A 9,330-nucleotide genomic window follows, 5' to 3' on the forward strand; every position below is an offset into this window, starting at 1 on the left:
GCCCGTACGTGAAGTGGAGCCGGCAGCCCGCCCGCCCCGAGGACGTGCCGGCCGCGCTCGCCGAGGCGTACCGGACGGCCATGACGCCGCCCCGCGGCCCGGTCTTCCTGTCGGTGCCGGAGGACGACTGGGACCGGCCCGCCGAACCCGTCCCGCACCGCGAGATCCGGGGCGGCTTCACCGCCGACCCCGCGGCGCTCGCCGAGACGGCCGACGCGCTGAACGGCGCCGAGCGGCCCGTCATCATCGTCGGCTCGGGCGTCGAGGACGAGGACGCGCTCCCGCTCGTGGTCGACCTCGCCGAGCGCGTCGGCGCGCCGGTGTGGATCAGCCCGCTGTCGGGCCGGTCCGGCTTCCCCGAGGACCACGCGCTGTTCCAGGGCTTCCTGCCGCCCGTCCGCGACCAGCTCGCCCGGCGCCTGGAGGGCCACGACGTCGTGCTCGTACTCGGCGCGCCGGTGTTCAACTACCACGTGCACAGCGAGGGGCCGTTCCTGCCCGAGGGGACGCGGCTGTTCCACTTCGACTGCGACCCCGACCAGCTGGCGTGGGCCCCGGTCGGCGTCGGCGTCCTCACCACCCTCCGGACGGGGATCACCGGCCTGCTCGAACGGGTCGGCAAGGCCGACCGGCGGGCGCCGGAGCCGCGGCCGCGCCTGGCGAAGCCGCCGGTCTCCGACCCGATGGACGCCTCGCTGGTCATCGAGACGCTGCGGGAGCGGATGCCCGAGGACGCCGTCGTCGTGGAGGAGTGCCCGAGCCACCGGGACATGTTCCACGCGCGGCTCCCCGTGACGCGGCCCGGCGGGTTCTACACGATGGGCAGCGGATCGCTCGGCTGGAGCCTGCCCATGGCGGTCGGGCGCGCCCTGGCCGGATCCGGCGAGCGGATCGTCTGCGTCCTCGGCGACGGCGCGATCATGTACTCGGTGCAGGCGCTGTGGACGGCCGCCCAGCACCGGCTGCCGATGACGGTGATCGTCCTCAACAACGGGGGCTACGGCGCGGTCCGGGCGCTCGGCCGCCGGATCGGCATCGAGGACATCGTCGGCGCCGACGTCACCGGCATCGACTTCACCGCCGTGGCCCGGGGGCACGGCTGCGCGGGACGGGCCGTCACGAGTGCCGCCGACCTGGACGCCGCGATGGCCGAGGCGCTCGAGTACGACGGTCCGTTCCTTCTCGATGTGAGTGTCATGGCAGACAATTCCGCAATGTACGGGTCTACTCCTTAGCGGACCTCCATCACCCCCGTCACATTGGAGCAACCCCCATGTCCGTACCCCACCCCCGACGCGCGGTGCTCGGCGGCGCGCTCGCCGCCGTGCTCGCCCTCGCCGCCGCGGCCTGCGGCGGCTCCGACGAGCCGAAGTCCGCCAACGGCCTGGAGCAGTCCGAGATCACCCTCGGCACCATGACCGTCGCCGACACCGCGCCGGTCCAGCTGGCCATCGACAAGGGACTGTTCAAGGCCGAGGGCCTCACCGTGAAGACGCAGGTCATCCAGGGCGGCGCGGCGGGCATCCCGCTGCTGAAGAGCGGCCGGCTCGACTTCAGCTTCGGCAACTACGTCTCCCTGTTCACGGCCGGCACCAAGGACCCGGGCTTCAAGCCGAAGATCGTCGCGGAGGGGTTCCGGAGCGCGTCCAAGACCCACACGCTGATGGTGCGCGGCGACTCCCCGTACAAGACGATCAACGACCTGGCGGGCAAGAAGATCGCCGTCAACACCAAGCGGAACATCAGCACCCTGCTGATCCGGGCGGCGGGGACGCCGGCGGGCGTGCGGTTCGACGAGGACAAGGAGTTCGTCGAGGTCGCGCCGCCGGCGATGGAGCAGGCGCTGAAGTCCGAGAGCGTGGACGCCGTCCAGGCGATCGAGCCGTTCGGCACCCAGATGGCGGAGTCGATGGGCGCGCGGATGGTCGCCGACCTCGCCACCGGCAAGACCGCCGACCTGCCGATCGCCGGGTACGCCGCGACGGAGAAGTTCGTCAAGGAGAACCCGAAGACGGTCGCGGCGTTCCAGCGCGCGCTCCAGAAGGCGCAGGGCATGGCCGCCGACCGCAAGGTGGTCGAGGCCGTCCTGCCGACCTACGCCAAGGGCATCAACGCGAAGGTCGCCGCGTCGATGAGCATGGGGACCTACCCGACGTCGCTGGACGCCGCCGCCCTGCAGCGCGTGGCCGACCTGATGAGCGAGTTCCAGTACGTGGACAAGCCCATCGACGCCACGTCGTTCATCGCGCAGACCCCATGAGACCCCGCCAGATCGTTCTCGGTGCCGCCGGGGCGGTCGGCGTGGCCGCCGTCATCGAGACCCTGAGCCGTACCGGTCTCGTCGACCCGGCCGCGCTGCCCCCGGCGACCACCATCCTGCGGGAGGCGGGGCGGCTGGCGGTGGACGGGGAGTTCCTGGTGGACGTCGGGGCCACGCTGCGGGCGTGGCTCGGCGGCCTCGCGCTGGCGGTGCTCGTGGCGGTGCCGCTGGGCGTGCTGCTCGGCTCGGTGCCGCTGCTCGGCACCGCGGCCCGGGTCCTGGTCGAGCTGATGCGGCCGATCCCGTCGGTCGCGCTGATCCCGCTCGCCCTCATCCTGTTCGCGGACCCCACCCGGATGAAGATGTCGCTGATCTTCTACGCGTGCCTGTGGCCGATCCTCATCAACACCCTGTACGCGCTCCGCGACGTCGACCCGCTGGCCAAGGACAGCCTGCGCGCCTTCGGGTTCGGGACGCCGGCCGTCCTGTGGCGGGTGTCGCTGCCGAGCGCGGCGCCGTTCATCGCCACCGGCGTCCGGATCGCCGCGTCCGTCGCCCTCATCGTCGTGATCAGCACCGAGCTGTACGCCGGCGGGGTCGACGGGGTGGGCATCTACCTGAGCGAGACCCAGTCCGGCGGAGGCCGCACCGACCTGCTGCTGGCGGGGGCGTGCTGGGCGGGCGTCCTCGGCCTGCTCGCCAACGCGGGCCTGCTCGGCCTGCAGCGCGTCGCGTTCCGCTGGGACTCCGCCCGCGCGGAGGCCGCCGCATGAGCGCCGCGAGCACCGGGGCGCGGGCGGTGCGCCCCGCGCGGAGGCCGGGCGCCGGGGCGGCGCGGGCGGCGCGCGGGTTCGCCGAGCGCGTCTGGCTGGTCGCCGTCGCCGCCGTGCTGTGGGAGGTCGTCACGCGGGCGGTGGAGGAGACCTACTTCCCGCCGCCCACGACGATCGCCCGGACGCTGCGCGAGCTGTGGTTCGGCGGCCCCGCGTCGCACCTGTTCCTCACCGACCAGGCGATGGACGACTTCGCCACGAGCCTGACCCACCTGTTCATCGGGTGGGCCGCCGCGGGCGCCGCCGGCGTCGCGGTCGGCGCGGCGATCGGGCGCTCGGCGGTCCTCAACGACCTGCTGAACCCGGTGCTGGAGTTCCTGCGGGCGGTGCCGCCGCCGACGCTGGTCCCGTTCTTCATCATGGTGTTCCAGCTCGGCGCGACCATGCAGGTCGTCACGATCGCGTTCGGCGTGGTGTGGCCGGTGCTGCTCAACACCGCCGAGGGGGTCCGCACCGTGGAGCCGCTGCAGCTGGACACGGCCCGCGTGTTCGGCGTCGGGCCCGTCCGCCGGCTGCTGACGATCGTGCTGCCGGCGGCGGCGCCCAAGATCTTCGCGGGGCTGCGGGTGGCGCTGTCGTTCGCGCTGATCCTCATGGTCCTGTCCGAGCTGTTCGGCAGCACCGCGGGCATCGGCTCCGAGCTCATCGACGCCCAGCGCGGCTTCGAGCTGCCGCGGATGTGGGCGGCGATCGTGATGCTCGGCATCCTCGGCCTCCTCTTCAACGCCCTCTTCATGCTGCTGGAACGGCGCCTGCTGGCCTGGCACACGGGTGCGCAGAGGCTCGCCGGCTGAACCGCACCGACTGACGAACCGCACTGGAAAAGACACAGAAAAGGCCCCTTGAGATGCTTCAGATAACCGGCCTCACCCACTCCTACGCCGACGGGCACCTGGCGCTCGACGGCCTCGACCTCACCGTCCCGGACGGCGAGCTGCTCAGCATCGTCGGGCCGTCCGGCTGCGGCAAGTCCACCCTGCTGCGGTGCATCGCCGGGCTGATCGCCCCGTCCGGCGGGACGCTCTCCCTGGACGGCGCGCCCATCAACGGCGTGCCCGACGACCTCGCCGTCGTCTTCCAGGACTACAGCCGGTCGCTGTTCCCCTGGCTGACCGTCCGCGACAACGTGGCGCTGCCGCTGCGCCGGCGCGGGATGGCCCGCGCGGAGCGGCGCGCCGCGGCGGAGCGGGCGCTGGAGTCGGTCGGGCTGCCGGACGCGGGGCGCAAGTACCCCTGGCAGCTGTCCGGCGGCATGCAGCAGCGCGTGTCGATCGCGCGGGCGCTGGCGTACCGCCCGTCGCTGATGCTGATGGACGAGCCGTTCGGTTCCGTGGACGCCCAGACCCGGGAGGACCTGGAGGACCTCGTCCTCCAGGTGCACCGCAACGAGAAGATGACGATCCTGCTGGTCACCCACGACATCGACGAGAGCGTCTACGTCGGCGACCGCGTGGTGGTGCTGAACCGGGCCCCCGCCCGCGTGCACGCCGACCTGCGCGTCGAGCTGCCGTCGACCCGCGACCAGATCGAGACGCGGGGGCTGCCGGAGTTCGTCCGGCTCCGCGCCGAGGTGGGCCGGCTGGTCCGCGGCGGCGCCAAGGTGCCCGGGGCCGCGCCCGCCGCCACGACGGCCGCGGCGGAGGGGCCGGAAGCGGACGCCGGCTCCGAAACGGCGGCCGGAGAGGAGATCATGACCAAGGCGGAGCCGGGCAGCAAGCCCGCGCGGTGACGGCGGAGGGTGATCGATGCGCGTACTCGTGGCAGGGGGCGGGATCGGCGGGCTCACCACCGCGCTGAGCCTGCACGAGGCGGGCATCGAGGCGCTCGTCCTCGACTCGGCCGCCCGGCTGTGGCCGCTCGGCGTCGGCATCAACCTGCTCCCGCACGCCGTCCGCGAGCTGACCGAGCTCGGCCTCGGCGGCGCGCTGGCCGAGCTCGGCGTCCCGACCGGCGAGATGGTGCACTTCGACCGGTACGGCGGCCGGATCTGGGGCGAGCCGCGCGGCCGCGCGCTCGGCTACGACTGGCCGCAGTACTCCATCCACCGCGGCGAGCTGCAGATGGCGCTGCTGGAGGCGGTGCTGGCGCGCCTCGGGAAGCGGTCCGTCCGCACCGGCACCGCCCTCGACGGCTTCGAGCAGGACGGCGCGCGGGTGCGGGCGCGGCTGCTCGACCGCGCGTCCGGCACGGCCGAGACCGTCACGGCGGACGTGCTGGTCGGCGCGGACGGGCTGTACTCCGCGGTCCGCCGCGGGCTCTACCCGCACGAGCCGGCCCCGCTGTGGAACGGCATCCGGATGTGGCGCGGCCTGACCGAGGGCGAGCCGTTCCTCACCGGGCGGACGCTGGCCGTGGCGGGCAGCAACACCGCGGCCAAGATCGTCGTCTACCCGATCTCGATGCGCGCGGAGCGGCGGGGGCGGGCGCTGCTGAACTGGGTCGCCGAGGTGAAGGTCGCCGGCGACGGGGCGGCGGGCGCCGCCGACTGGAACCGGACCGGGCGGCTCGGGGACGTGCTCCCCCACTTCGCCGACTGGCGGTTCGGCTGGCTGGACGTCCCGGCGATGCTGGCCGGCGCGGCGGAGATCCTGGAGTACCCGATGGTCGACCGGGACCCCCTCGACCGGTGGACCTTCGGCCGGGTCACCCTGGTCGGCGACGCCGCGCACCCGATGTACCCGATCGGCTCCAACGGCGGGTCGCAGGCCGTCCTCGACGCCCGCGTCCTGGCGCACGAGCTGGCCCGGTCGGACGACCCCGCCGACGGGCTGCTCGCGTACGAGAAGGAGCGCCGCGAGACGGCCAACGCGATCGTCCTGGCGTGCCGGGACATGCCGGCGGACCGCATCCTGCACACCGTGAGCGAACGCGCGCCGCTGGGCTTCGAGCAGATCGAGGACGTCCTGTCCCCCGCGGAGCTGAGCGCGATCACCGGCGCCTACCGGCAGACGTCGTTCTCCGACGTGGCGGCGCTCAACGCGCGCCCGTCGTACTCGCCGGCGGGCTGACGGCGGCGAGGCGGGCGTCCATGGCCCGCGCCGCGCGGTCGTGGTAGGCGGGCTCGTCGTACAGGAGGGCGTGGGCCGCGCCGGTGCGGCAGAGGGCGTCCAGTTCGAAGGCCAGCTGCGGGACGTCGGTGGACGCGTCCAGCTCGCCGCGGTCGCGCGCCTCGCCGAGGCAGCGCTCCAGGAAGGCGCCCCAGTCGCGCTGGGAGGCCGCGATGGCGTCGCGGACGCGGCCGGGGCGGGCGTCGAACTCGGCCATCGTCGAGTGGAAGAAGCAGCCGCCGGGGAAGACGGGCTCGCGCTGGTAGCGCTGCCAGGCGTCCAGGAGCGCGCGGACGCGGGGCAGGCCCTCCGGCGCGGCGAGGGCGGGCTTGACCACGTGCTCGCGGAACAGCTTCACCGCCTTGCGGACGGTGGCGAGCTGTAGCTCCTCCTTGGAGCCGAAGTGCGTGAACACCCCGCTCTTGCTGATCCGCAGCTCGGTCGCCAGGCGGCCGATCGACAGCCCTTCCAGGCCCTCCGCCGAGGCGATGTCGGCGGCCCGGCAGAGGATCTCGTTGCGGGTCTGCTCGCCCTTCAGGAGCCGTCCGTCCGTCGTCACCCGATAAATCTGCACGACCGTTCGTGCAAAGTCAAGGCGCCCGCCCCCTTGACGGCGGGGGTCCGAAGAGAAGAGTGTACGACCGTTCGTTTATTTTTCTGGAGAGGACCCCCATGACCGCCGACACCACCGCGGCACCGCCCCGCGCGGCCGGCGCGCGGCGGGACGTGCCCTGGCTGGCCGCCGGGGCCACGTTCCTGGCCATGCTGGACGCCACCGTGGCGAACCTGGCCGTCCCCGACCTGCACGCCGACTTCCCGGGCAGCTCGCTGACCGGCCTCACCTGGGTGATCACCCTGTACGCGGCGCTGTTCGCGGCGCTGCTCGCCCCCGCGGGCCGGCTCGCCGACCTGGTCGGCCGGCGGGCGCTGTACCTGTGGGGCGCCGGGCTGTTCACGCTGGCCTCGCTGGCCTGCGCGCTGGCGCCGAACGTGCCCGTGCTGCTCGCGACGCGCGGCGTCCAGGGCGCCGCGGCCGCCGCGCTGATCCCCGCGTCCCTCGCCCTGCTGCTGCACGACACCGCCGCCGACCGGCGCGCGGGCGCCATCGGCCTGTGGAGCGCGGCGGGCGCGTTCGCCGCCGCGATCGGCCCCGGCCTCGGCGGCGTCCTCGTCGACCAGTTCGGCTGGCGGTCGCTGTTCGTCATCAACCTGCCGGTCGGCCTGGCGATGCTGCTCGGCGGGCTGCGGCTGCCGCGCGCCGCGCGCGGCGCCGGACGGCTCCCCGACCTCGCCGGGACGGTCCTGCTCGGCGCCGGCATCGGCGGCGTCGCGCTCGGCGTGACGCAGACCCAGGACTGGTCCTGGACGGACGCCCGCACGCTCGCGCTGCTGCTCGGCGGCGCGGCGCTCGTCGCGCTGGCGCTCTGGCGGTCCGCGCGGCACCCGGTGCCGGCCCTGGAGATCTCGCTGTGGCGCAACCGGCAGTTCGCCGTCGCGAACGCCGCCTCGTTCCTGTACGGGACGGCCCTGTACTCGTGGCTGCTGCTCGGCGTGCTGTACCTGACCTCCGAATGGGACTACTCGATCCTGAAGGCGGGCTTCGCCTCGACGCCCGGCGCGTTCACCGCCACCGCGGCGGCGATCCTGATGGGCCGCCTCACCGGCCGCATCGGCGTGCGGCCCGCCGTGGTGGGCGGCGCGTCCATCATGGTCGCGGCCGGGATCTGGACGGTCGTGTCGCTGCCCGCCGACCCGCACTTCCTCACGTTCTGGCTCCCCGTCGGCCTCCTCGTCGGGACCGGCATGGGGATGCTCACCACCGGCACCGCCTCGGCCGCCGCGCTGTCGGTCGGCCCGCTGCGGTTCGCCGGCGCCACCGGCCTCAACACCACCGCGCGCCAGCTCGGCGGCGCGCTCGGCATCGCCGTGCTCGCGGCGATGCTGCCCGCTCGGGCGGTGCACGACGACTACACCGCCGTCTACCTGTTCTGCACGCTGGCCGCCGCCGGCGCGGTCCTCGCGGGACTGCTGCTGACCCTCCGGAGCGGCGCCTCACCGAAGGAGACCTCGTGACCGAGACCGTGCTGTCGGAGTGGACCGACCCGGCCGTCCTGCCCGCCGCCGAGGCCGCCGCGATGCTGGCCGGCGCGCCGTGGCGGCGGATGGTGACGATCGGGGACAGCGTCGCGCAGGGCGTCCGCGAACCCGTGCCCGGCTACCGCGACCTGTCGTGGACGGACCGCGTCGAGGAGGCGCTGGGCGCGGTGGCACCGGGGTTCACCGCGCTCAACCTCGGCCGCCGCGACCTGGTCGCCGCCGAGGTCCGCGCCGCGCAGCTCGAACCGGCGCTGGCGTTCAAGCCCGACCTGGCGTTCGTGGTGGCCGGCGGCAACGACATGCTGCGCCCCGAGTTCGACGCGGACGGGGTGCGGCGCGAGCTGGCCGCGATGATCTCCGCGTTCCGCGCGGCGGGGGCCGACGTCGTCACGATCGGGCTGCTGGACATCACGGTCGCCGGACTCGGCCCGGCCCGCTACCGGGAGGTGATGTCGGCCCGCACCCGCCGGCTGGCCGCGCTGACCGCCGACGTCGCCGCCGAGCTGGGCGCCTGCCACGCGCACAACCCGCCGGACCACCCGGTCGCCGCCGACCCCGGCATCTACAGCTCCGACCAGCTGCACCTGAACGCGCGGGGGCACGCGTTCGCCGCGGCCAACACCGTCCGCGCGCTGGCGGCTCACTTGGCGTCGGCGTAGCGGTCGACCACCGCGATCTCCATCGGGAAGACGACGGGGGTGTCGCCGAACAGCAGCCGCCGCGCCTCCCCCGCCGCCGCGTGCACCGCCTCGGCGACCTCGCCGGCCAGCCCGGCGGGCGTGTGCACGATGACCTCGTCGTGCTGGAAGAACACCAGCCGGGGAGCGCCCGGGCCGGCGGACGCCGCGCCGAGGGCGGTGAGGCGGCGGCGGAGGGAGCCGAGCAGCGCGAGCGCCCAGTCGGCGGCCGTGGCCTGGACGACGAAGTTGCGGGTGAACCGGCCCCGGCTGCGCAGCGCCTGCGCCGCCGCGCCCCGCCGGTCGCCGGGCTCCTCGCCCTCGCCGTCGCCCGCCGCCGTCAGCTCCCGCCACCCGGCGGACGGCGGCGGGCAGGTGCGGCCGAGCCGGGACCGGACGAGCCGCCCCCGCTCCCC

At 74.5% G+C, this 9,330-nt stretch carries 9 protein-coding genes and 1 pseudogene; 8 read left to right on the top strand and 2 right to left on the bottom strand.

The genetic code is table 11. From position 1 onward, the window contains the following. The 6 genes from mdlC to ETD96_RS34480 all read left to right on the top strand — a co-directional run. On the top strand, positions 1–1,235 hold a 1,235-nt coding region (mdlC, locus tag ETD96_RS34455), incomplete at its 5' end, for a benzoylformate decarboxylase (RefSeq protein ID WP_138640670.1). A 38-nt stretch (positions 1,236–1,273) separates the two neighbouring features. Continuing rightward, positions 1,274–2,260 (top strand): ABC transporter substrate-binding protein, encoded by a 987-nt coding sequence (locus ETD96_RS34460; RefSeq protein WP_138640671.1) that lies wholly within the window; start codon positions 1,274–1,276, stop codon positions 2,258–2,260. After that, on the top strand, positions 2,257–3,033 hold the full coding sequence (locus ETD96_RS34465) for an ABC transporter permease (RefSeq protein WP_138640672.1): 777 nt from the start codon (positions 2,257–2,259) through the stop codon (positions 3,031–3,033). The genes ETD96_RS34460 and ETD96_RS34465 overlap by 4 nt, the downstream gene beginning before the upstream one ends. Continuing rightward, the gene (locus tag ETD96_RS34470) at positions 3,030–3,887 is read left to right on the top strand and encodes an ABC transporter permease (protein ID WP_138640673.1); all 858 of its coding nucleotides are present in this window, start codon (positions 3,030–3,032) and stop codon (positions 3,885–3,887) included. The genes ETD96_RS34465 and ETD96_RS34470 overlap by 4 nt, the downstream gene beginning before the upstream one ends. A gap of 53 nt (positions 3,888–3,940) precedes the next feature. Continuing rightward, positions 3,941–4,822: an ABC transporter ATP-binding protein gene (locus ETD96_RS34475; protein ID WP_138640674.1), complete on the top strand. Its 882-nt coding sequence runs from the start codon at positions 3,941–3,943 to the stop codon at positions 4,820–4,822. A gap of 16 nt (positions 4,823–4,838) precedes the next feature. Then, a complete protein-coding gene (locus ETD96_RS34480; RefSeq protein ID WP_138640675.1) occupies positions 4,839–6,101 on the top strand; it encodes a flavin-dependent oxidoreductase in 1,263 nt (420 codons plus the stop codon). On the opposite strand, the gene ETD96_RS34485 is transcribed toward ETD96_RS34480, so the two are convergent. Further along, positions 6,067–6,699, bottom strand: coding sequence for a TetR/AcrR family transcriptional regulator (locus tag ETD96_RS34485; protein WP_240808441.1), 633 nt, complete (start codon positions 6,697–6,699; stop codon positions 6,067–6,069). The two genes, ETD96_RS34480 and ETD96_RS34485, sit on opposite strands and share 35 nt — an antisense overlap. A 113-nt stretch (positions 6,700–6,812) precedes the next feature. Between ETD96_RS34485 and ETD96_RS34490 the strand changes: the two genes are divergently transcribed. Together ETD96_RS34490 and ETD96_RS34495 are read left to right on the top strand one after the other, a co-directional pair. Next, positions 6,813–8,213 carry an MFS transporter gene (locus ETD96_RS34490; protein WP_138640676.1) on the top strand — a complete coding sequence of 467 codons (1,401 nt, stop codon included), beginning with the start codon at positions 6,813–6,815 and terminating at the stop codon, positions 8,211–8,213. Further along, a complete protein-coding gene (locus ETD96_RS34495; RefSeq protein ID WP_240808442.1) occupies positions 8,210–8,896 on the top strand; it encodes an SGNH/GDSL hydrolase family protein in 687 nt (228 codons plus the stop codon). The genes ETD96_RS34490 and ETD96_RS34495 overlap by 4 nt, the downstream gene beginning before the upstream one ends. Here ETD96_RS34495 and ETD96_RS34500 read toward each other — a convergent pair. Then, positions 8,878–9,330: pseudogene (locus ETD96_RS34500) on the bottom strand (bifunctional 3'-5' exonuclease/DNA polymerase); the annotation flags it as partial. The gene ETD96_RS34495 and the pseudogene ETD96_RS34500 sit on opposite strands and share 19 nt — an antisense overlap.

Origin of the sequence: Actinomadura geliboluensis, from assembly GCF_005889745.1 — a bacterium.
GTDB classification, from domain to species: domain Bacteria; phylum Actinomycetota; class Actinomycetes; order Streptosporangiales; family Streptosporangiaceae; genus Spirillospora; species Spirillospora geliboluensis.

Coding starts and splice junctions, on each gene's coding strand:
- ETD96_RS34470 (WP_138640673.1), top strand. CDS start 3,030: ATGAGCGCCGCGAGCACCGGGGCGCGGGCGGTGCGCCCCGCGCGGAGG.
- ETD96_RS34475 (WP_138640674.1), top strand. CDS start 3,941: ATGCTTCAGATAACCGGCCTCACCCACTCCTACGCCGACGGGCACCTG.
- ETD96_RS34460 (WP_138640671.1), top strand. CDS start 1,274: ATGTCCGTACCCCACCCCCGACGCGCGGTGCTCGGCGGCGCGCTCGCC.
- ETD96_RS34490 (WP_138640676.1), top strand. CDS start 6,813: ATGACCGCCGACACCACCGCGGCACCGCCCCGCGCGGCCGGCGCGCGG.
- ETD96_RS34465 (WP_138640672.1), top strand. CDS start 2,257: ATGAGACCCCGCCAGATCGTTCTCGGTGCCGCCGGGGCGGTCGGCGTG.
- ETD96_RS34480 (WP_138640675.1), top strand. CDS start 4,839: ATGCGCGTACTCGTGGCAGGGGGCGGGATCGGCGGGCTCACCACCGCG.